Raw genomic sequence first — 20,604 nt, 5'->3', positions numbered from 1 at the left:
GGTACGCCTGCGGTGTGCCGGCCCGACGCGTGCTGCTTGCGATCAATCCCCGGGCCCGGCGGGGTCCCGCTGCCGCCGACGCCTTGCGCGCGGCGCTCGTGGCGCGCGGCCACGTCGTCGTCGACGTCCCCCTCGATCGCCCCGACGCTCTCGCGCAGGCGGTGCGCGCACGGCGCGAGGAGGTCGACGTCGCGGTCGTCGGCGGCGGCGACGGAACCTTGCTGCACGCGTTGCCGCCGCTGATCGAGGCGGGGCTGCCGGTCGCGATCGTGCCGCTGGGCACGTTCAACGAGCTGGCGCGCACACTGGGCGTGCCGAGCGATCCCGAGCAGGTGGCGGCGCTGGTCGACGAGGGCGTCGCGCTGCCGCTCGACGTCGGCCGGGTCGGCGAGACGTACTATCTCAACGAAGCGTCGGTGGGGCTCTCGACCCGCGTCGCGGAGTTGCAGACCGCGCCGCTCAAACGCGCGCTCGGGCTGCTGGCGATCCCGGTCGCGACGGCGCGCGCGCTGCGCTGGTGGCGACCCATGCAGCTGGAGATCGAAGACGACCGGGGGCACCGCCGAACCGTGCGCGTCGTGCAGCTGACGATCGCCAACAGCTACCGCTTCGGCGGCGTGGTGGAGAATCCGGAGGCGAGCCTCGAAGACGGCCAACTGTGGCTGTACGCGCTCGACGTGCGAGGGTGGTGGGACGCGCTGCGGATCGTGCTGGCGGTCGCGCTGCGGCGCTTCCAGCATGCGCCGCGCGTCGAGACGCTGCGCGGCACGCGCTTCACGGTCCGGTCGGTGCACGGCCACCGGCATCGCGTCTACGCCGACAGCGAGCAGGTCGCGCGGCTGCCGGCCGAGTTTCGGGTCGTGCCGCGGGCGTTGACGGTGCTGGTGCCGCCCGACCGGGTCGCGACGATCCGGTGAAGTCGCCGTTTCTGCCCGACGCGTACGCGCCGCGGGTGACCTTCCTCGCGCCCGCCGACCTGTTCGCGCGCGGTTACCGCGGCGCGATCGTCGACCTCGACAACACGCTGGTCGGGTACCACACGCGCACGCTGGCCGACGAGGACGCGGCTTGGGTGCGCGCGGTCGCGGCGGCCGGAATCCGCATCGTCGTGGTGACCAACAACGGCACGCCGTGGGCCGCGCAGGTCGCGCGCGAGATGGGCGTTCCGTGCGTGGCACGCGCGCGCAAACCGTTGCCGTACGGCTTTCGCCGCGCGCTCGACCTGCTCGCGCTCGAGCGCCGCCACGTCGTCGTGATCGGTGACCAGCTCTTCACCGACGTGCTCGGCGCGCGCTGGGCGGGCCTCGACGTGATCCTGGTCGATCCGCTGGTGCGGCGCGATCCCTGGAACACGCGCCCGCTGCGTTGGCTCGAGCGCGCGCTGCTGCGCAAGGTACCGCGGGTGTGAGCGCGCGCCTCGACGACGCGCGCGCGGCGCTGGCGGCGATCGCCGCGCGCGAAGCGGCCGATCCGGCGATCGCCCCCGGCAGCCGTACCTGGTGGCACCTGGGCGAGAGCGTCGCGCCACGCGCCGTCGTCCTGATGCACGGCTTCACCAACGCACCGTCGCAGTACGCGCTGCTCGGCCGCGAGCTCGCGCAGCGCGGCGACGCGCTGATCGTGCCGCGCTTCCCGTATCACGGCTACGCCGACCGGATGTCGGAAGCGATCGCGGCGCTGCGCGCCGCGGATTGGCAGCGCACGGCGCTGGAGGCGGTCACGATCGCCGCGCGCTGCGGCGAGCGGGTCATCGTGCTGGGCATCTCGGTCGCGGGAACGCTGGCCGCGTGGCTCGCGACGCACGTCGCCGTCGACCACGCCATCGCGATCGCGCCGTTCTGCGGCATCCGCGAGCTGCCCGGCCGCGCCAACGACGCCTTCGGCGCCGCGTTGCGCGCGTTGCCGAACCGCTTCTTGTGGTGGGACCCGCGGGCGAAGGTGAACCAGCCGCCGCCGCACGGTTACCCGCGGTTCTCGACGCACGCGCTCGGCAACTCGCTGCAGCTCACCGGCCAGATCGCGAACGACGCCGCCGCGCCTCACGCGCGCCGGCTGACGGTGGTCCAGAACCGCAGCGAGCCGATCGTCAACAACGCCTACGCCTGGCGCCGGCTGGCGGTCGCGCGCGCGTGCGGCGTCGACGTCGCCCGCGTCTGGATCTCGCTCCACGATACCCACGACGTCATCGAACCCGAGATCCCGCAGGCCAGCCCGGCGACGATCTATCCGGTGCTGCTCGACCTGATCGCCGCCGACGTGCGGGTAGAGGGCACTTCGCTCGCCGGCGGGTAGCTGGCGGGATGCGCTATCGGAATCTGGGGCGCTGGGGCGTCAAGGTCTCGGCCGTCGGACTCGGTTCGTGGCTCACCTACGGCGGCAGCGTCGAAGAGGACGCCGCGCGGGCCTGCATCCTGCGCGCGTACGAGCTGGGCGTACGGTTCTTCGACACCGCCGACGTCTACGCGCGCGGTCGCGCCGAAGAAGTCGTCGGGCGCGCGATCCGCGAGCTGCCGCGCGATCAGCTCGTCCTGGCGACCAAGGTCTTCTTTCCGATCGGCGAGGGACCCAACGACCGCGGCCTCTCGCGCAAGCACGTGCGCGCACAGATCGACGGGTCGCTGCGGCGGCTGGGCGTCGAGTACGTCGATCTCTACCAGTGTCATCGCTACGACACCGGCACGCCGCTCGAAGAGACGGTCCAGATGATGGACGACCTGGTGCGCGCCGGCAAGATCCTGTACTGGGGCGTGAGCGAGTGGAACGCCGACCAGATCGCGGGCGCGGTCAACCTCGCGCGGGCGCACGGCTGGGCCGAACCGGTCTCGAACCAGCCGCAGTACAGCGCGCTGTGGCGCCGCGTCGAGCCGCGCGTGTTTCCGGTCTGCCGGCAGTACGGGTTGGGCAACGTCGTCTGGTCGCCGCTGGCGATGGGGATCCTGACCGGCAAGTACACCGATGCCGCGCACCCGCCGGCCGGCACGCGCGCCGCCGGCAACGCCGCCGGCATGATGGAAGACTACTTCACCCAGCCGGTGCTCGACGCGGTGCAGCGGCTGCGCCCGCTGGCCGATGCCGCCCACTGCACGCTGGCGCAGCTCGCGCTGGCATGGTGCTTGCGTACGCCGGCCGTCTCGTCGGTCATCGTCGGCGCGACGCGTCCCGAGCAGGTCGACGACAACGTCGCCGCCGCCGACCTCGACGTCGATCCCGAGCTCTTCCGGCAGATGGACGACATCCTCGCGCCCGTCGCCCCGTTCGAGCAATACACCTCGTAGCTGCTTCGGCGCGTCAACCCGGAGCGGGATGCGCCTCGCCCGCCGCGGGCACCGCCGCCGTGTGCGCGGGCGCCCGGTGTTGCAGGGCTGAAACCAGCAACTGCAACGCGCCGGTTCCCAGCAAACCGATCAGCGCGACGATGACGGGACTCCAGTTGGCGAACGAAAGCGGCGCTTTGACGTCGATCGAGCGCATCGCGTTCACGACCGTCGAGCGATCGAAGATGCGCCCGTGACGATCGGTGCGGAAGACGACGCCGTGCACGTTGAGCACTTGGTCGCCGCCCTGGTTCGCTTGCAGTATCCAGGCGAACGTCACCACGTCGTTGGGCAGCGGCTGCGTCTCGTCCAGCACCGGCGTGACCCCAAAACCGGGCGTCGAGACGTGCATCTTCAGCCATAGCCGGTCGCCGGGGTGACCGTCGAAGAACCCGTCGGTCGGGCGGACGTCGACGGTCAGCCAGATCGTACCGCTGAGCGGCATCTGGTCGGCGTTCTCGTAATCGACGCGGAGATGACTTTGCGCGAGCCGGTCGATGCGTGGCAACGCGCTGAACTTGTCATACACGACGAGCCGGTCGTACATGGCGTCGCTCTGGACACGGTAGCCGTAGAACCAGAACAGGGCGCCACTCGCCGCCGCGAGGCCGAGCACGACCAGCACCGTCGCCCCCGCGCGCTGGGCACGCAGCACGGGCGGCAGCCGCACCGTGACGATCAAGATGACGAATCCGGTAACCAGGCAAACGCTGGCGAATGCCAGCACGACGTTCGTGAGCATCGGTTCCACCCTCCGGCGCTCAGTATCGCTCGCCGCAGTTACAGGGCGGTTACCGAGTTCGCCGGCTAGTCGTCCTCGCCGGTGGTGCTCTGCGGCACCAGCGTGCCCAGGAACGCGCCCAGGATGTCTTGCGGCGCGTTGTTCTGCGGGCCGCCGATCACGCTCCAATCGAAGTACTTGTTGACGTCGCTGCGCCGCAGCGTCGCCTCCAGTGTTTCGAGCGCCTCGTCGCTGGTGATCATCCAGAGCAGCACGACCGCGTCCACTTCGCGCGCGCGCTCCATGACGTGGTAGCGGTACGCCCAGATGACGCCCTCGTCGTCTTCGACGAACGCTTCGTTGAGCTGGGCGACGCGGTTCTGCAAGAAAGCGACCGCGTCGTCTTCCGAGAGGCTATACCAGGCCGGCTTCGGGATGAAGGTCGTCAGGTAAAACTGCGGCGGAGCGTCGTCATCGTCATCGTCATCGAGGTCGAGCGCATCGGGGTCCAGGGGCTCCATCCGTACTCCTGTACCCCTTCGGCTCCGGGCGTCCTGGTCGCGATCAGTCGTAGACGCCGCGCAGCGTCCATTCGCCGCCTTCGCGCGCGATGCGCAGCAACGCGCCATCGTCCAGGCAGACGTCGTACTCGTCGCGTCCCAGCGGCGTGCCCGAACCGAGCGCCGGTCCCCACCAGCGTTCTTGGACGCGCCACGGTCCGGCGTGCTCGACCACTTCGTGCGGCGGCGTACCGACGAAGCGCGGTGCGCCGTCGAGGACGCGCACGGCCAGCGGTCGTGGTGCGACCACGCGCAGCTGCAGCGCCGCGCTGGCCGGCAGCGGCGGGGGCTCGGCGCGCGGACCGCGTGTCGTCAACGGCTCGAGCGTGAACGGTTCGAGCACGAAGCGCCGTTCGATGCGCGGCCCGTCGACGACGCGCGCGCGGCGCGCTTTGCCTTCGCCGAGCGCCGCGTCGAGCCGGGCCAGGACGACGCCGACCGCGTCCGGATCGGGATCACCGGCCGCGAACAACGAGAGCGGAACGCCGCCGCTCGCCAACTCTTCCGCCGCCAGCCGCAGTCCGACGACCGGCGATTCGAGCGTGACGCCTTCTAGCCGCGCGCGCAGCAGCTCGAAGAGCGTGGCCGGCACCGCCGTCGGCTGCGCGACCCGCACGCTCAGCTCGCGGCTCGAGCCGTTCTCGCATTCCAGCAGCAGCGCCAGCCGGCCGGCGCGGCGGCCGGCCGCGCACAGGTCGTCGACGACCTGACCGACCAGCGCGCGCAGCGCGAAGAGCACCTGTTCCTCGCTGCTGGCCTCGCCTTCGCCGTACAGGGTGCGGTCGATCCGCAGCGCGCGCGGCCGCGGCCGCAGCGGCTCGGGATCGCGGCCCCGCGCGCGCTCGTGCCAGGTCGCCGACGCGGCGCCGAAGCGGCGCACGAACGGGCCGTGCGGGAGCGCGGCCAGCTCGCCCAGCGTGGTGACGCCCAGCAGGCGCAGCCGCTCGGCGACGGCCGGATCGAGTGCCAGCAGCCCCAGCGGCAGCGGTGCCACGAACGCGGCCGGATCGCCGTCGCAGACGGCACCGTCGCCGGCGTGCACGGCGGCGTGGGCGACGAACCGGTTGGGGCCGCAGCCGACCCGCAGCGGCAAGTCGAAGCCGGCCAGCGCCGCGCGCACCGCCCCCAGCCACGCCGCCGGACCGCCGGCGATCCCGTGCATCTCCAGGAACGCGCACCCCAGCCCCGCGTCCTCGACGATCGGCGAGGCGGCGTCGAGCGCCTCGAGGACCGCTGCCCAGGTGCGCGCCTCGGCGGCCAGGTCGGCGAACAGGGTGCGCGCGTCGTGGGCGACGGCCTGGGCCTGGAGCGTCGTCATCCCGGCCCGCACGCCCAGCTCGGCCGCGGCCAAGGTGCAGTCGATGACCCGGCCGCGCTCGGCCTTGTCGGCCAGCACCAGCGGGGTGGTCAGGTCGGCCTCCCGGGCGGCTACGGCGAGACGGAAGGCGGGGATCCAAACGGCGACGACGGACATCGGGGCGCTCAGAATAGCGAACACACGTTCGGTCCGTCAAGGCCTGAACCGTGCGGCTTTGGGGGAACGTTTCCCGGACATGCTCGCTCTGCTGCTGGCTTTTGCGATTCCCACCTACGGGCCGATCCCCCAGCCCCGCACGACCTTCGCGGGGCTCAAGGTGCCGACGGCCGACGGCGAAGCGGTGATCGCCAACTCCGGCTCGACCAACACCGGCGGCTACGTCATCCGCGTCTACGCCGACGGGACCGTCAGCGTCGACCAGGGCGTCCCGATCCGCAAGACGATCTCCAAGCAGCTGGTGACGAAGTTCTTCGACGACCTGCACGCCGCCGGTCCGCTCGACGCGCTTCCGACCGCGGCGTGCATGAAGAGCGCGTCGTTCGGTTCTTCGACGCGCGTGGGTTATCACGCGCAGCTCTCGCCGGATCTCTCCTGTCCGAGCACGTCGAGTATCGGCCGCGCGCTCACGATCGACGTCAACGCGATCGTCAACGCCGCCGGCGTCTCGATGCTCCCCCGCAGTCGCTCCTTCCAGTTGCAACCGCAGTAGCCGGGCCGAGGGCACGACGCGGTGCAATGTTGCGCGTTAGGTCTTTATTCCGCGGCGCCTTTATGCCGTTATGTGGCGCAGTGCGTGCTGGACGAACAGGATGGCAGCGATCACCAGGACGACTGCTGCCAGCAGCAACACCTTAGACGCATTCACCAGAAATAGGCCTGCGCCGTACTGCGCCCCACAGGGACACGTTTTCACTGGCGCCAGAAACGCGAGTAGCCCAATGGGAAACCAGCATAGCGCGATGAGGGCGTGCCACACCGTATAGCGCGCAGCATAGACTTGGTTCAAGCACGACGGACAGGCGGGTCCGATTCGGTATGTCCCGCCTGCGGCGATTGGATGCGCAGCGGTAAGTGGAGGCGAGGGTGGGGGCGGGGGTAACGGCTGCCGACGGAGTCCCACGATTGCGCGCTGCGAGCGTGCGGAGCAGATGACGCAAGGCGCTCCCGCGGCTTTGGCCACGCCGCATGTCGGACACGTCGACATCCTTTACAATCTCCCGTACAAAACGAGGGAGGTAGACTTTCCGGCAAGCGATAAAGGACCTGCCCGCTCGTTCCTCCGTACGCATTTGGAGATTCGATCATGCCTCGTCCCATTTTGGGTGTGACGGGTACGCAGACTCCGCCTCTCGGCGTGGGGGCGTCGCCTGCGACGGGCGTCGTCGCGACCGCGGATCTCCGCGCTCGACTACGCACTGCGCGTAGCTCGACCTACATGCAGGTCATCGCGAGCGCCCTCGATGCGGGTGGCTACGTGGACGATCGCTCGCGCGTAGCCGCGCTAATGCAAGCGCTCGAAAAAGAGTTTCCTGAGCTCGCACTGGCGAGTTTTCCGCGGGGAATCGTGGCCCGGTGCTATCTCGGCGAACCCTACGAGGTCCATACGCTGGACCTCGTGCTGGGGCAGATTATTACGCACTACAAGCGCGGTCAGGGATTGCCGGACGGTCTGGAGCGCGCTCGTTCGCTCGCGCTTCACCCCGACTACGCATTCGTCGAGGTCTACGCCGATGAGTTACGTCCCGTGCGTGCGGATGGAGCGGTAACCGTGGTCAACGCAGGAAGTTCAGAAGGATTATAGTCGTGCCGGATATGGTCGAAGTTGCCGCGCTGAGCGGCCTGGTCAATGCGGTCAGCAATCTCGGAAAAAAGGTCGACGTCGTCAACGCGAACGTTCATGCTGTGCACACGCAGGCGACGGAGACGCGGAACGAGCTCGAAGCGCTCATCGCGGAGTTTCGCGAGTTCGTCGCCGTGGATGCGCGGGCTAAGTCGGTCGCACTCGCCGAAACACGCCTCATCAAGACAAGGCAAGAGATCGAGAAGGAGTTCGGAGCCTACGACGAGATTCGTCGAAGAGCGACGGGCATTTTACGGACGGTTGATTCCGGAATCGTCCGCGAGGAGACGATTCGGACGGCGACCGAGGAGATGATGCTCGGAGCTGCGCGCTATTGGCTGGCTCCTGCGCTCGTCGCTCTCGCCGCCTGGATCGCCGATAACCGTGATCTCGCCGAGCGCGCGCTCGCCGAAGCGATTCGACGCGATGATTACAAGACGTCACTCTTCTTTGCGTTGATCAGCCGTCGAGCCGGAAAGTTCGAAGCCGCCGCGGCGTGGCTCGATCGCTACTTCCGTCTGCAAGATCCATATGCGCTCGATCGCGAGGTCATCGTGCTGCTCGACGCGATCGCCTTGGGTGTCTTCGGACGCGAATCGCGCATGACGCTGTTGAGTGGGATTCGCGGATGGCTCGACGAGGTCGCCTCCAAGGAGGAATTCGTCGCGAAGGAACGCTCGCGCTGGCGATCGGCCTTCGGCAATGCCCAAGGCGCAGTAGATCCGGCGGACTATCCGACCCTCTCATCACATTCGCCGACGTGGTCGGCGCTCGCGAGCTCGCTCGCAGCAGCGCGCGGCCACGGCGAGATCCTTATCTTCTTGGGCAACGTACTCGACGGAGAGATTGTCATACCGCCCTCGCTCAACGATCGCGTCGACGATATACTCGACCATCTCGTCACCGACTTCGACGACGAAGAGCTGTCGCTTCGCCGGACTGAACGACAGCTGGAGCTAATTATCGAACATGATGGTGATCGTGCACGCGCGGACGCGACGTTCGTGGTCGAGGCGGAGGGCTTCGACGAGAAAGCAACGTTCGTTTCGGTTTTGACGAGCGCCAGTCTGAACGTCTCAGGAACGGGCCTGACCCTGGCGACGCAGCGGATCGCGTTGAGCCTTTCGCGGAACTGGGTCATCGAAGGCTATGACGAGCACGTCGCCTCCGTGCGCAGTAGCCGTCCACAGAAGTATTCTCTCACCGTCGACGGTCCGGGTTGCTCGTGGAGCGGAACGTTCCGGGACGCGCAAGACGAAGATCAGGCCGTCGAGGGATACCAGGAGTATATGACCGAGCAGGAAGCGGTACACGTCCGTAAGCTCTGGCGGAATTGGAAAACGTGGATCTGGGGTGCCGCCGCCGTCCTGCTGGTCCTCTGGAGCTTCCGAGGCCTGGGATCGGTCGGCATCCTCTTCGCGCTCGTCGTGGCCGGTGTGCAAGCCTACACCGTATTCGCTCTGCGTCGGAAGGAGCGGAACCTCCACGCGGCTTTCGAGAGCGCCCGGGAGGCGGGGGTTGGCGTCATTCGTCGCTCGATGGCCGAATGGCAAGATTACGGCCGTCACTGGGAGCAGTCTGACGGAATCGCTACGCTCGTCCGCCAGCGTATTGACGTGCTCTCACCAGAAGAGTTCTTCGGCGGCGCAACCCGCGAGCGGATCGCGTCGTAGCGTAAAGGATCGACAGGATGAACGAGAACGGACTCCTCAATCGCGGCGAAGGCGGCGCGGTGTCAAACACGACTGGTAGCCGAGCAGCTGCGCATCCATCTCATGCAACGCCAAGCGAGGCTGATCAGCGCCTCGCCACGGTCTTCCCGGTTTGGGATTTGCTTCCGAAAACGACGCTGCTCAACCGACGCAAGCGCCGCGTCGAGTGAGCCTGCCCTCGACGCCACAGCGCTACGACCAGTGGGTTGCGCTTTTCGAGGCGTTCAAGACACCGGAGCACGACGAGGAGGTTCGCCGGGCTTCGCTTGAAGGTATTTATCCCACCGTTTCTGGTGTCGTCCAACGCACGACTGATCGGCTTTTGGAAGCCGTCCGCCATCGCCTCAAGATCATTCATGATGGACTGAGTGCAGAGCTGCGTGGCGGTGCGACGGCCGTCGACGTCGAGCGCGCGCTGGCTGGCGTACGAACCAAGCTCCTTCCAATCGCCCGTCTCGCGATCTGCCAAACGTTTCCCGCAGCCGTGCGTGAGCATCTTCGCGACACCCTGAACGCGTTTACGAAGGACTTGCACGAAAGCATCGAGCGCAACGCTCGCCAGCAAAGTGGCATCGACGGCATCTTACTGTCTGCGGTCAAACGCGTTCAACTCGAGGTGCCATGGGCGGAAGCACTCACGCGTGCCGAGCGCGTCCCTCTCCCCGACGGTCCGGTGCGCCGTCGTATCTTGCTCTGAGGACTTCGGCTTGTCAGACGCTGCCGCGACAAAAGAAACCCTGCTGCGCTATTTGAAGGCGCGAATTCCGTTCGTTTCGCTTCGAACGCACGAACGCCGTCGCGCGGTCGACATCCTTCGCGCGCTGGCGCCCGAGCTCGGCGGCGTGCCTGTGTTGGTGCACTCACTTTCCGCGGGCGTGCGTGACGTGACGACGAACCAGAAGGTGAGTGAGGAACGATCGATTGGCGGCGTGCTCGAGTATGCAAGCCAGTCGATGCTTCAGCGGCAAAACCTCACATTCGTCCTTACCGACGGCTCGGATATCGAGGACGATGGACCGCTTACCAGGCAGTTCATCGATCTTGTCACGCTGGCGACCGACCGCGGCGGATCGGTTGTGGTCATCACCGCGAAGCCGACTTGGGCGCCGTTGCAGCGCATGGGAATGACGATCGTCCTGGATCCGCCAACTGAAGACGAGCTCGTCCTACTGCTGAAAGAACAGGTCGACAGCTATCGTGGGCAGATGCCGATCGAATGGGACCAGTCGGACGTACGAACAGCTGCTTCGATGCTTGTCGGGATTACCGCTATTGAAGCCGAAAACGTCATCGCTACGCTGCTCGCCAAGGGTTCGGTTCTCAAGAGCGATCTGATCGAGATCGCCCACGCCAAGGATAGAATTTTCTCCGACATTAGTGGGATCGAGAAGATTCCGGTGCGCGATCGGGATCTATCGGTCGGAGGACTTGGCGGCTTGCGCGCCTGGCTCGATCGCGAACGTCCGCTGCTGACGGCGCCCGAACTGCGAGAACGTGGGATGAGGCCGCCCCGCGGCGTCTTGCTAGTCGGCGTCCCAGGCTGTGGCAAATCACTCTCAGCGAAGGCGATTGCGGCCCAGTGGAACCTCCCTCTATATCGCTTGGACTTTGCGACGATCCATGGCATGTATCTCGGCCAGTCGGAAAGCCGCCTCAAGGAAGCTCTCGCGACGGCAGATCACGTCGCACCGTGCGTGCTTTGGATCGACGAGATCGAAAAAGGGCTCGCCGGCGGCAGTGACGGCGGCACGTCGACACGCGTGATCGGCCAATTCCTCTTTTGGCTGCAAGAGTCGTCGGCGCGCGTATTCGTTGTCGCGACCGCCAACGACGTATCCGGCCTACCGCCGGAGTTACTGCGTCGTGGTCGCTTCGATGAGCTTTTCTTCGTCGATCTTCCCACCGAGTCGGAACGCGCCGAAATCATCACGCTGTATGCGCGTAAGTATCTCAAGCGTGACGTAGAGCAAGCGATTTTGCAAGAACTCATCGCGCTGTCCGATGGGTTTGCGGGCGCCGACTTGGAGTCAGCAGTGAAGGAAGTCGGGAAGGACGCCATCCTCAAAGGCGAGTCGGCTGTGACCCCTGAGTCGTGGCGACGAAGCTTCACGAACCTGGTCCCCTTGAGCAAAACGAGCCCAGAGCGTATCGCTGCCATTCGTGCCTGGGGACGCGAGCGCGCTGTTCCTGCTTCCGGACAACCGACCGTTGCGCCGAGCGAGTCGAAGGCACGGCGCGCGGTCTTGACCTAAGTTCAACGCACCGCGTACAGCTCGGAGGGCCAGGCTTCGATCTCGCGGTCGCGCAGGTCGACGAACGTCGGGCGGGACTCGAACAGATCGCAGCGCACCAGCGCGTCGCCCGTCGGGGCGGCGCGTTTGTGTTTGCGGACCGTCGCGCGCACGTCGTAGCCGGCCAGCTCGCCGCAATGGCCGGCGGGGCCGTTCCAGCGCACGCGTTCGATCGTCGTCGCGACGCGCACGGCGGCGAACGCGCACAGCTCCGCGGACGCTTCGTCGCCGAGCGCGACCAGCAGCGCGTTGGCCCGGTGCGCGAGGCTGGCCAGCCGCGTCCAGGTGGCCGCGCCGGTGCCGCGGCCGCTGGGCAGCGCCGGCAGCACGACGACGCTGAACGCCCCCGAGCGCACGACGACGTCGGCGGCGCGGGCCGCTTCGAGCGGGGTCGGCGCTTCGACCAGCAGCAGGCGTTCGAGCTGGACCCCGGCGGCGACCAAGGCCGGCGGGAACAGCTCGATTCCGATCAGGGCGCCCAGGCCCCGGCGGGTCGCGGCCGCTAGTAGCCGCGCCGCCAGGGCGCTGCGACCGGAGCTCGGTGCGCCTTCGAGCGTTCCGATCGTCCCGCGTGGGAAGCCACCCCCCAGCACCCGATCCAGAGGGGCCCAGCCCGTCTGCACGACTTCGTCGTCGCCGCGAGCAAGCGCGGCGGCCGTCGTCTCGCGATGACGATGGTCGAAACGCTCACGCAACGCCGCGAAGGCGGGGTCGACGGGCATGGGGGCTCATGATAATCGAACATATGTTCGATTTCAAGCCTCCAGCCGGACCGCGACGGCGGCGGCCAAGAAGAGCACGAAGGCGTCGCGGTGCTTGGCGCCCATCTCGTAGGCGTCGAAGGCGTCGTCGATCAGGAAGAAGGCGCCGAACAGCCCCAGCGAGAGGGCGAAGCCGTTCTCGGCTCGCTCGCGATCGCCGCTCGCCCCGCGCGCCAGCGCCACGGCCGCCAGCGTTTCCACGGCGGCGCAGCCGGTCAGCAGCCCCAGCACCAGCTCGCGGGGCGGGTGCAGCGGGGCCAACAGGTCCGCGATCATCGGGTAGTTCTTGGAGGCCACCGGACGCAGCTGCGGCGCGAGGTCCGCTTCGACCAGCACGTCGGCCAGGTTCTGGATCGCGGCCAGCCCCTGCCAGGTGGCCAGGATGGTCAGCACCATCCGGGAGACGGAGCGCATGGCTTCCTTCTTCGCCCAGGAAGGGACTCGGGTCCGGTGTGCGGATGATGCTCCTACCCGTGACCGCTCTCCCCACGATCTCCGCGGCGTCGATCGCCGTCGCTCCGCTGCGCTTCGCCGACCGGACCCTCCCCAACGGGTTGCGGGCCATCCTGGTCCCCGACCGCCGCGTCCCCGCCGTCGCGATCAACGTCGCCTACCGGGTCGGCGGCAAGGACGACCCGCCGGGCCGCTCGGGCTTCGCGCACCTCTTCGAGCACCTGATGTTCAAGGGGACCTCGGACACCGCGCCCGAGACGATCGACCGGCTGACCGAGGACGTGGGCGGCTACAACAACGCCTTCACCACCGAGGACATCACCAACTACTACGAAGTGGTGCCCTCGAACCACCTCGAGCGGCTGCTGTGGGCCGAAGCCGACCGGCTGGGCTCGCTGAACGTCAACGCGGACAACTTCGCGACCGAACGCGACGTCGTGATCGGCGAGTACGATCAGCGCATCCTGGCCGAGCCGTACGGGATGCTCGACGAGCTGGTCAACCGCGAAGCGTACACCGTCCACCCGTACCGGCGCGGCGTGATCGGCAGCCCCGAGGAGCTCAACGCGGCCGCGCTGGCCGACGTCGTCGCTTTTCACGCCACCTACTACCGGCCCGACAACGCGGTGCTGGTCGTCGCCGGCGATCTCGACGTCGAGGAGACGTGGGGCTGGATCGAGCGCTGGTTCGGCCCGATCACCGCGCCCAGCACGCCGATCCCGCGCGTGCAGGTCGTCGAGCCGGTGCAGACGGCGGAACGCGTCTACACTTATCGCGCGCCCAACGTGCCGCTGCCGGCGGTCGAAGAAGCGTATCACATCCCCGCGGCCGCGCATCCCGACGCCGCCGCGCTCGACGTGCTCGAAGCCGTGCTCTCCGCCGGCCGTTCCTCGCGCCTGTATCAGTCGCTGATCTATCGCCGCTCGCTGGCGACCAGCGCGTACGCCGGCGCCGACCTGCGCCAACAGCCGGGACTGTTCGGCGTGCGGGTGACCTGCGCGCGCGGCGTCGCGTTGGACGACGCGCGGGCGGCGCTGGGCGCCGAGCTCGACCGCGTGCGCGAAGAGCCGCCGGACGCCGACGAGCTGGCGCGCGTCGGGACGCAGATCGCGAGCTCGCTGGTGCGGCAGCGACAGACGAACAGCGGCGTCGCGTTGGCGCTGATTCGCGCGACGCTCGAGCGCGGCGATCCGGCGCTGGTCAACCACGATCTCGAACGCTATCTCGCGGTGAGCCCGGACGACGTGCTGCGCGTGGCGCGCACGTATCTGCGCCCGGAAAACCGCACCATCATCGAGTATCTGCCGGCGTGAGCGAAGCACGTTCGACGATGCCCTCCGCCGGGCCGCCGCGCGAGGGCACGATGCCCAGCGCCGTCGAGCGCGTGCTCGACAACGGCTTGCGCGTCGTCGCGTTCGAGCAGCGCAATCTGCCACTGATCGCGGCGCAGCTCGTCGTGCGCGGCGGCGGCGCGGCCACCGAGCACGAGCACGAAGCGGGATTGGCGGCGCTGACGGCCGCGCTGCTCACGCAAGGGACGACCGCGCACGACGCGACCGAGGTGGCGGCGGCGGCCGACGCGTTGGGCGCGCGGGTCGAAGCCTCGTCGGGATACGATGCGTCGCTGGCCAGCGCCAGCGCGACGACGCCGGCGTTTCCGCAGGCCTTCGCGCTGCTCGACGAGATCGTGCGCCGGCCGGCCTTCGCGCAGCGCGAGGTCGATCGCGTGCGCACCAAGTCGATCTCCGATCTGACGCTGACCTACGCCAACCCCAGCGCCCTGGCGCGGCTGGTCGCGCAGCGCGTCGCGTACGGCGGCGCGCCCTACGGTCACCCGGTGGCGGGGACGGCGGCGACGCTGGCGGCGCTCGAACGCGAACGGGTCGTGTGGTTCCATCAGCGCGCCTACCGTCCCGACGGCGCGATCCTGATCTTGGGCGGCGACCTGCGCGTCGACGACGCGTTCGCGCTGGCCGAGCGCGAGCTGGGCGATTGGCGCGCGCCGGACGTGCCGCTCGAATCGATGCCCGGGAGCACCATTCCGCCGCCGCGCGCGCAGGTCGTCGTCGTCGACAAGCCCGACGCGGGGCGCACCGCGATCGTCACCGGCCGCATCGCGATCGCGCGCGCATCCGACGAGTACGACGCCGGCGTCGTCGCGACGTCGGTCCTCTCCGGCTACAGCGGCCGGCTCAATCAAGAGATCCGGGTCAAGCGCGGGCTCTCGTACGGGGCCGGCGCGTCGCTCGGCGCGCGCCGGATGCCGGGACTGTTCAGCGCGATGACGCTGGTCGATCACACGCGGGCGGCCGAGGCGACCGGCGTGATGTTGGCCGCGATCCGCTCGCTGGTCGACGCGCCCGCGAGCGACGAGGATCTGCTGAGCCGCAAGGCGACCGTCACCGGCGGGTTCTTCCGCTCGGTCGAGACCGTCGACGGCGTGACCAGCGCGCTGGCCGAGCACGTGCTCTACGAAGTGCCGGTCGAAGAGCTGCAGGTCTTCGCGCGCAACGTCGAGGCGGTCGACGCCGCCGCGGTCCGCGCGTTCGCCCGGCGCCGGCTGGTCGACGACGAGCTGATCGTCCTGGTCGGCGACGCCGACAAGTTCGTCGGCGAGCTCGACCCGGCGTTCGGCCCGGTGCGCGTCATCCCGTTCCCCGAACTGGATCTGGGCTCGCCGACACTCGGCGCCTGACCGAGAGGGAGCGGCCCCTCGTCGCGTAAGAACTGCCTCCTATGAAACACGTAGGTGGTCGTTTGTCCGCGCTCGCCGCGTTGCTCGTTGGGTTGGGCGCCTTCGTCGGCGGCGGCGCCGTGGCACGCGCCGCGGACCCGCCGCTGTTGCTGCGCGATCCCTCGCTGAGCGCGACGCAGATCGCGTTCGCGTACGGCGGCGCGATCTGGGTCGTCCCGCGCGCGGGCGGCGAGGCGCGCCGGCTGGTGACAGGGATGGATTTGGAATCGGGTCCGATCTTCTCGCCCGACGGCTCGCAGATCGCGTTCAGCGGCAACTACGACGGCAACGTCGACGTCTACGTCGTCTCGGCCAGTGGCGGCGAGCCGCGCCGGCTGACGTACCATCCCGGTGCCGACGTCGCGGTCGGGTGGACGCGCGACGGTTCGCGCGTGCTGTTCCGTTCCGCGCGGTACAGCTATTCGGATCCCGATCAGCTCTACACGGTCCCCGTGAGCGGCGGGTTCGCGAGCGAGCTGCCGCTGACGATGGCCGAGCGCGGCTCGTACTCGCCGGACGGCTCGCACCTCGCCTACGTGCCGAACTTTCAGTGGGAGCCGTTCTGGCAAGGCTATCGCGGCGGCCAGAACACGACCGTCCTGATCGCCGACCTGGCCGACTCGAGCGTCGTCCACGTGCCTAATGCCGGCTCGAACGACAACGATCCGATGTGGATCGGCGACCGCGTGTACTTCATCTCCGACCGCGACGGCCCGACCGGATTGTACTCCTACGACGTGCGCTCGCACGGCGTCAGCCGCGTCGTCCCCGGCGCCGGCTTCGACATCATCAGCGCGTCGGCCGGTCCTGACGGCATCGTCTACTCGCAATTCGACTCGCTGCACGTCTACACGCCCTCGACCGGGCGTACGCAGACGATCCACGTCACGCTCAGCGGCGACCTGCCGCAGCTGCGTCCGCACTGGGTGCACGTCGGCACGCAGATCGTCAACGCCGACATCTCGCCGAGCGGCGAGCGCGCGGTGTTCGAAGCGCACGGCGAGATCTTCACCGTGCCGGCCGAGCACGGCGACGTGCGCGACCTCTCGAACAGTCCGAATACCGAGGAGCGCGAGCCGGCCTGGTCGCCCGACGGCAGCCGCGTCGCGTACTTCTCCGACGCGTCGGGCGAGTACAAGCTCTGCACGCGCGACCAGCGCGCGCTCGAAAAGCCCAGCTGCCACGTGCTGAGCGACCACCCGACGTATTACTACAGCCCCGTCTGGTCGCCGGACTCGCGCAAGATCGCGTTCTCCGACAAGCGGCTGAACCTGTGGTACCTCGACCTCGATCACCCCGGCGCGCCCGTGCACGTCGCCAGCGATCCGTACGAGAACTTCGGTCCGACGGACTTCAGCCCGTCGTGGTCGCCCGACAGCCGCTGGCTGGCGTACAGCATCGGCCTGAAGAACTGGCTGCACGCGATCGACGCCTACTCGCTCGAGACGCACACCGCGCACCGCTTGACCGACGGGATGAGCGACGCGCGCTACCCGGTCTTCGACAAGAGCGGCCAGTACCTGTACTTCGCCGCCAGCACCAACACCGGGCTGACCTCGGCCGGTCTCGACATGGAGGCCGACGAGCGGCCCGTCAGCAGCAGCATCTACGCGATCGTGCTCAAGCGCGACGGCACGGCGCCGATTCCGCTGCAGACGGCGGACGAGAAGGTCGCGCCCTCGCCGGCGCCCGCCGCGCCGGCCGCGGCCAAGCACGAGGCGGGGCCGCCGCGCGTCACCATCGACGTCGCCGGGCTCTTGCAGCGCATCGTCGCGCTGCCGATCGACGACAGCAACTTCGTCGGGCTGGCGGCCGGCAAGGCCGGGCAGCTGTTCCTCATCGACGGCCCGCTCACCCAAGTCGATCCGAAGCAGCCGACGTACGAGGTCTCGCGCTTCGACGTCGCCACCCAGAAGGTGACGGCGCTGGCCTCGAACGTCGTCAACGCCGCGTTCTCGGCCGACGGCACGAAGATGCTCGTGCAGCTCTCCAATCGCAACTGGTACATCGGCGGCACCGCCGACACGCTCAAGCCGGGCGTCCCGCTGGCGGTCAGCGCGATGGAGCTGAAGGTCGATCCGCGTGCCGAGTGGACGCAGATGTACCACGAGGTGTGGCGGATCGAGCGCGAGTTCTTCTACGATCCGCACTACCACGGCCTCGACCTGGCGGCCGCGCAGCGGCGCTTCGAGCCGTATCTGGCCGGCGTGAGCGCGCGCGACGATCTGACCTACCTGTTCGAGGAGATGCTGAGCTATCTCTCGGTCGGGCACATGTTCGTGCGCGGCGGCGCGCAGCCGTTGACCACCCACATCAACGTCGGCATGCTCGGCGCGGACTACGCGATCGAGAACGGGCACTACCGCTTCACCAAGATCTACGACGGTGAGAACTGGAACCCGCTGCTGCACGCGCCGCTCACGCAGCCGGGCTCCGACGTGCACACCGGCGATTACCTGTTCGCGGTCAACGGCCGCGAGGTGCGCCCCGACGAAGACGTCTACAGCTACTTCGAGGAGACGGCCGGGAAGCAGACGACGATTCGCGTGGGCCCGAATGCCGACGGCACCGGGACGCGCGAGGTCACCGTCGTTCCGGTCGCGAGCGAAGCGGGACTGCGCAACTTGGCGTGGATCGAGCACAACCGCGAGCTCGTCGACAAGCTCAGCGGCGGAAAGCTGGCCTACGTCTACATGCCGGATACCGGCTACGGCGGGTTCACCAACTTCAACCGCTACTTCTTCTCGCAGGTCGGCAAGCAGGGCGTCGTGCTCGACGAGCGCTTCAACCACGGCGGCCAAGTCGCGGACTACGTCATCGACGTGCTCTCGCGCAAGCCGATGGCGATCACCGTCCCGCGCGGCGGTCAGGTCAGCATCGATCCGCCGCTGGCCATCTACGGACCGAAGGTCATGGTGATCAACCAGTTCGCGGGTTCGGGCGGCGACGCGATGCCGTGGTACTTCCGCAAGGCGGGTCTCGGCCCGCTGGTCGGCGTGCGCACCTGGGGCGGCCTGGTCGGGATCGGCGGCTACCCGGTGCTGATGGACGGCGGCACGGTCACCGCGCCGCGCATCGCGATCGGCGGCCTGCACGGCCACTGGGAGGTGGAAGGCCACGGCATCTCGCCCGACGTCGAGGTCTTCCAGGACCCCAAGCTCGTGCGCGACGGCCACGATCCGCAGCTCGAAGCGGCGGTGGCCAAGGCGCTCGAACTCTTGCGCGAGCACCCGGTGCCGGAGTTCAAGGCGCCGCCGTACCCCAACCACCACCCGGTGCTGCCGCCCGGCTGAGGCAGGAGGGCTCCATTCACGGTCATATGAACGCAGCTTGAACGCCGAGGTGCAAGGGGGCGCCGTGCGCCGCTACGGTCTGGCGAGGCGACTGCACGCGCACGTCACGGCGCAGGTGGCGGACGTCGGCAAGCGCTACCCGATCTACCTCGTGCGCGCGCCGAGTCTGCGCTTGGGCACGCGGCTCGTGCGCGATCCGCTGGTCGAGCTGCAGACGCACGTCGATCCGACCGACGATCAGCCGACCTTGGCCAACGTCGGCGATGGGATCTTGCGGCGCTGCGTGCTGGTCTTCGACTATCCGGACCAGATCGTCGATCTGCGGCCCGGCGGCGACGACGCGACGGTCGTCGTCCACGACCGCTCCGGCATCGTGCTCGGCACGGCGGGCCGCGCGCTCGTCGCCGGCCAGGTGCTGGGCGGGACGCCGGCGGGAAACGCCGGCGTCGCCTCGGGCACCCGTATCCTCGCCGTCGACGGCCGCGCCGTCACCGCCGCCGACCTCGTGCGCGTGCGGTCGATCCTGCGCGGCGTGCCGGGCACGCGCGTGTCGCTCCGCCTGGGCGACGGCACGACGCGCGCGTTCACGCTGCGGCGCTACCTCTAGGGCCGCAGCACCAGCTTGCCGGTCGTCGCGCGCGATTCGAGATCGCGATGCGCGCGCGACGCGTCGGCCAGCGGATACGAGCCGCCGATGCGCACGTCGAGCTTACCGGCGATGACGTGGTCGAACAGATCCTTCGCGCGTGCGACCCGCTCGTCGCGGTGGCGGATGAAATCGACCAGCGTCGGGCGGGTGAAGAAGATCGATCCCGCCGCCGAAAGACGCTGCGGTTCGAGCGCCGGCATCGGCCCGCTGGCGTTGCCGAAGTTGACCAGCATCCCGCGCGGGCGGAGCACCCGCAGGCTGCGCTCCCAGGTTTCCTTGCCGACCGAGTCGTACGCGACGTCGACGGCGTGCTCGCCGACGAGCCGTTCCGTCGCCTCGGCGAAGTCCTCGTCCGCGTAGACGATGACGTGGTGCGCGCCGGCCTGCCGGGCCAGCTCCGCCTTGGCATCGGTGCCGACCAAGCCGATCACGGTCGCGCCGCGCGCTTTCGCCAGCTGCACCAGCAGCAGCCCGACGCCGCCGGCGGCGGCGTGCACGAGCGCGACGTGGCCGGAGCGCAGCGGAAAGACGTCGGAGACCAGATAGTGCGCCGTCATTCCCTGCAGCATCAGCGCGCAGGCGACCTCGTCGCTCACGCCTTCAGGCGTCGCCACGACCTCGGCGGCGTTGACGGCGTTGTACTCGGCGTAGCCGCCGCCGGCCACGTTGGTGTACGCGACGCGGTCGCCGGCGTGGAGATCGATGACGCCCTCGCCGACCGCTTCGACGACGCCCGCGCCTTCGCGGCCCAACGTCACCGGCAGCTGCGTCGGGTACAGCCCGGTGCGAAAGTAGACGTCGATGTAGTTGATGCCCGCCGTGGTTTGGCGGATCAGGACCTGCCCCGGGCCGGCCGTCGGCGTCGGGACGTCGGTGAGTTGGAGAACCTCGGGACCGCCGGTGCGGTCGATGCGAATCGCGTGCACGCTGCCTTGGACCGCCGCGATCGGGACGCGGT

20 protein-coding genes are annotated in these 20,604 nt (G+C 68.8%); 14 read left to right on the top strand and 6 right to left on the bottom strand.

Features of this window, described 5'->3' with window-relative positions; genetic code table 11:
- Nucleotides 1-14 precede the first annotated feature (14 nt).
- Genes VMD91_09470 through VMD91_09455 form a run of 4 tightly spaced genes read left to right on the top strand, consistent with a single transcriptional unit; the run spans nucleotide 15 to nucleotide 3,275 of the window.
- Entirely contained in the window at nucleotides 15-917 is a 903-nt protein-coding gene (locus VMD91_09470; protein ID HTW84283.1) for a diacylglycerol kinase family protein, read from the top strand.
- Nucleotides 914-1,408 carry a YqeG family HAD IIIA-type phosphatase gene (locus VMD91_09465; GenBank protein HTW84282.1) on the top strand — a complete coding sequence of 165 codons (495 nt, stop codon included), beginning with the start codon at nucleotides 914-916 and terminating at the stop codon, nucleotides 1,406-1,408. Before VMD91_09470 ends, VMD91_09465 begins: the two co-directional genes overlap by 4 nt.
- The gene (locus tag VMD91_09460) at nucleotides 1,405-2,292 is read left to right on the top strand and encodes a hypothetical protein (GenBank protein ID HTW84281.1); all 888 of its coding nucleotides are present in this window, start codon (nucleotides 1,405-1,407) and stop codon (nucleotides 2,290-2,292) included. Before VMD91_09465 ends, VMD91_09460 begins: the two co-directional genes overlap by 4 nt.
- Before the next feature lie 8 nt (nucleotides 2,293-2,300).
- Nucleotides 2,301-3,275 (top strand): aldo/keto reductase family protein, encoded by a 975-nt coding sequence (locus VMD91_09455; GenBank protein HTW84280.1) that lies wholly within the window; start codon nucleotides 2,301-2,303, stop codon nucleotides 3,273-3,275.
- 13 nt (nucleotides 3,276-3,288) lie between these two features.
- On the opposite strand, the gene VMD91_09450 is transcribed toward VMD91_09455, so the two are convergent.
- From VMD91_09450 to VMD91_09440, 3 genes are all read right to left on the bottom strand, one after another.
- Complete coding sequence (locus tag VMD91_09450; GenBank protein HTW84279.1) at nucleotides 3,289-4,056, bottom strand: hypothetical protein; 768 nt, start codon at nucleotides 4,054-4,056, stop codon at nucleotides 3,289-3,291.
- A 65-nt stretch (nucleotides 4,057-4,121) separates the two neighbouring features.
- Nucleotides 4,122-4,556 (bottom strand): hypothetical protein, encoded by a 435-nt coding sequence (locus VMD91_09445; protein ID HTW84278.1) that lies wholly within the window; start codon nucleotides 4,554-4,556, stop codon nucleotides 4,122-4,124.
- A 43-nt stretch (nucleotides 4,557-4,599) separates the two neighbouring features.
- Nucleotides 4,600-6,069 carry a DNA polymerase Y family protein gene (locus tag VMD91_09440; GenBank protein HTW84277.1) on the bottom strand — a complete coding sequence of 490 codons (1,470 nt, stop codon included), beginning with the start codon at nucleotides 6,067-6,069 and terminating at the stop codon, nucleotides 4,600-4,602.
- A 79-nt stretch (nucleotides 6,070-6,148) separates the two neighbouring features.
- Between VMD91_09440 and VMD91_09435 the strand changes: the two genes are divergently transcribed.
- The 6 genes from VMD91_09435 (at nucleotide 6,149) to VMD91_09410 (ending at nucleotide 11,717) form a co-directional block, all read left to right on the top strand.
- Nucleotides 6,149-6,622, top strand: coding sequence for a hypothetical protein (locus VMD91_09435; protein ID HTW84276.1), 474 nt, complete (start codon nucleotides 6,149-6,151; stop codon nucleotides 6,620-6,622).
- Nucleotides 6,623-7,348: 726 nt separating this feature from the next.
- Nucleotides 7,349-7,714 carry a hypothetical protein gene (locus tag VMD91_09430; GenBank protein HTW84275.1) on the top strand — a complete coding sequence of 122 codons (366 nt, stop codon included), beginning with the start codon at nucleotides 7,349-7,351 and terminating at the stop codon, nucleotides 7,712-7,714.
- Between the two features lie 2 nt (nucleotides 7,715-7,716).
- Entirely contained in the window at nucleotides 7,717-9,426 is a 1,710-nt protein-coding gene (locus tag VMD91_09425) for a hypothetical protein (GenBank protein ID HTW84274.1), read from the top strand.
- A gap of 17 nt (nucleotides 9,427-9,443) precedes the next feature.
- Nucleotides 9,444-9,635, top strand: coding sequence for a hypothetical protein (locus VMD91_09420; protein ID HTW84273.1), 192 nt, complete (start codon nucleotides 9,444-9,446; stop codon nucleotides 9,633-9,635).
- Entirely contained in the window at nucleotides 9,632-10,162 is a 531-nt protein-coding gene (locus tag VMD91_09415; GenBank protein HTW84272.1) for a hypothetical protein, read from the top strand. Before VMD91_09420 ends, VMD91_09415 begins: the two co-directional genes overlap by 4 nt.
- A gap of 10 nt (nucleotides 10,163-10,172) precedes the next feature.
- Entirely contained in the window at nucleotides 10,173-11,717 is a 1,545-nt protein-coding gene (locus VMD91_09410; protein ID HTW84271.1) for an AAA family ATPase, read from the top strand.
- A 2-nt stretch (nucleotides 11,718-11,719) separates the two neighbouring features.
- Here the strand turns inward: VMD91_09410 and VMD91_09405 are convergent, their stop codons facing one another.
- Both VMD91_09405 and VMD91_09400 read right to left on the bottom strand, forming a co-directional pair.
- Entirely contained in the window at nucleotides 11,720-12,478 is a 759-nt protein-coding gene (locus VMD91_09405; GenBank protein ID HTW84270.1) for a hypothetical protein, read from the bottom strand.
- A 33-nt stretch (nucleotides 12,479-12,511) separates the two neighbouring features.
- Nucleotides 12,512-12,931: a hypothetical protein gene (locus VMD91_09400; protein HTW84269.1), complete on the bottom strand. Its 420-nt coding sequence runs from the start codon at nucleotides 12,929-12,931 to the stop codon at nucleotides 12,512-12,514.
- A gap of 59 nt (nucleotides 12,932-12,990) precedes the next feature.
- Between VMD91_09400 and VMD91_09395 the strand changes: the two genes are divergently transcribed.
- The 4 genes from VMD91_09395 (at nucleotide 12,991) to VMD91_09380 (ending at nucleotide 19,604) form a co-directional block, all read left to right on the top strand.
- Nucleotides 12,991-14,283, top strand: a complete 1,293-nt coding sequence (locus tag VMD91_09395; GenBank protein ID HTW84268.1) for a pitrilysin family protein — start codon at nucleotides 12,991-12,993, stop codon at nucleotides 14,281-14,283.
- The gene (locus tag VMD91_09390; GenBank protein ID HTW84267.1) at nucleotides 14,280-15,665 is read left to right on the top strand and encodes a pitrilysin family protein; all 1,386 of its coding nucleotides are present in this window, start codon (nucleotides 14,280-14,282) and stop codon (nucleotides 15,663-15,665) included. The genes VMD91_09395 and VMD91_09390 overlap by 4 nt, the downstream gene beginning before the upstream one ends.
- A 62-nt stretch (nucleotides 15,666-15,727) precedes the next feature.
- Complete coding sequence (locus tag VMD91_09385; GenBank protein ID HTW84266.1) at nucleotides 15,728-18,997, top strand: PDZ domain-containing protein; 3,270 nt, start codon at nucleotides 15,728-15,730, stop codon at nucleotides 18,995-18,997.
- 37 nt (nucleotides 18,998-19,034) lie between these two features.
- Nucleotides 19,035-19,604 (top strand): hypothetical protein, encoded by a 570-nt coding sequence (locus tag VMD91_09380; protein ID HTW84265.1) that lies wholly within the window; start codon nucleotides 19,035-19,037, stop codon nucleotides 19,602-19,604.
- On the opposite strand, the gene VMD91_09375 is transcribed toward VMD91_09380, so the two are convergent.
- Complete coding sequence (locus VMD91_09375; GenBank protein HTW84264.1) at nucleotides 19,601-20,572, bottom strand: quinone oxidoreductase; 972 nt, start codon at nucleotides 20,570-20,572, stop codon at nucleotides 19,601-19,603. The two genes, VMD91_09380 and VMD91_09375, sit on opposite strands and share 4 nt — an antisense overlap.
- Nucleotides 20,573-20,604 lie beyond the last annotated feature (32 nt).

The sequence above is a fragment of the Candidatus Sulfotelmatobacter sp. genome, assembly GCA_035504415.1.
Taxonomy (GTDB): Bacteria; Vulcanimicrobiota; Vulcanimicrobiia; order Vulcanimicrobiales; family Vulcanimicrobiaceae; genus Vulcanimicrobium.
This window is presented reverse-complemented; position numbering and strand designations above follow the sequence as displayed.

Bases quoted from the DNA above. Each gene is read 5' to 3' on its own strand.
- VMD91_09405 (HTW84270.1), bottom strand. From the start codon at position 12,478: ATGCCCGTCGACCCCGCCTTCGCGGCGTTGCGTGAGCGTTTCGACCAT.
- VMD91_09445 (HTW84278.1), bottom strand. From the start codon at position 4,556: ATGGAGCCCCTGGACCCCGATGCGCTCGACCTCGATGACGATGACGAT.
- VMD91_09455 (HTW84280.1), top strand. From the start codon at position 2,301: ATGCGCTATCGGAATCTGGGGCGCTGGGGCGTCAAGGTCTCGGCCGTC.
- VMD91_09400 (HTW84269.1), bottom strand. From the start codon at position 12,931: ATGCGCTCCGTCTCCCGGATGGTGCTGACCATCCTGGCCACCTGGCAG.
- VMD91_09450 (HTW84279.1), bottom strand. From the start codon at position 4,056: ATGCTCACGAACGTCGTGCTGGCATTCGCCAGCGTTTGCCTGGTTACC.
- VMD91_09430 (HTW84275.1), top strand. From the start codon at position 7,349: ATGCAGGTCATCGCGAGCGCCCTCGATGCGGGTGGCTACGTGGACGAT.
- VMD91_09420 (HTW84273.1), top strand. From the start codon at position 9,444: ATGAACGAGAACGGACTCCTCAATCGCGGCGAAGGCGGCGCGGTGTCA.
- VMD91_09440 (HTW84277.1), bottom strand. From the start codon at position 6,069: ATGTCCGTCGTCGCCGTTTGGATCCCCGCCTTCCGTCTCGCCGTAGCC.
- VMD91_09435 (HTW84276.1), top strand. From the start codon at position 6,149: ATGCTCGCTCTGCTGCTGGCTTTTGCGATTCCCACCTACGGGCCGATC.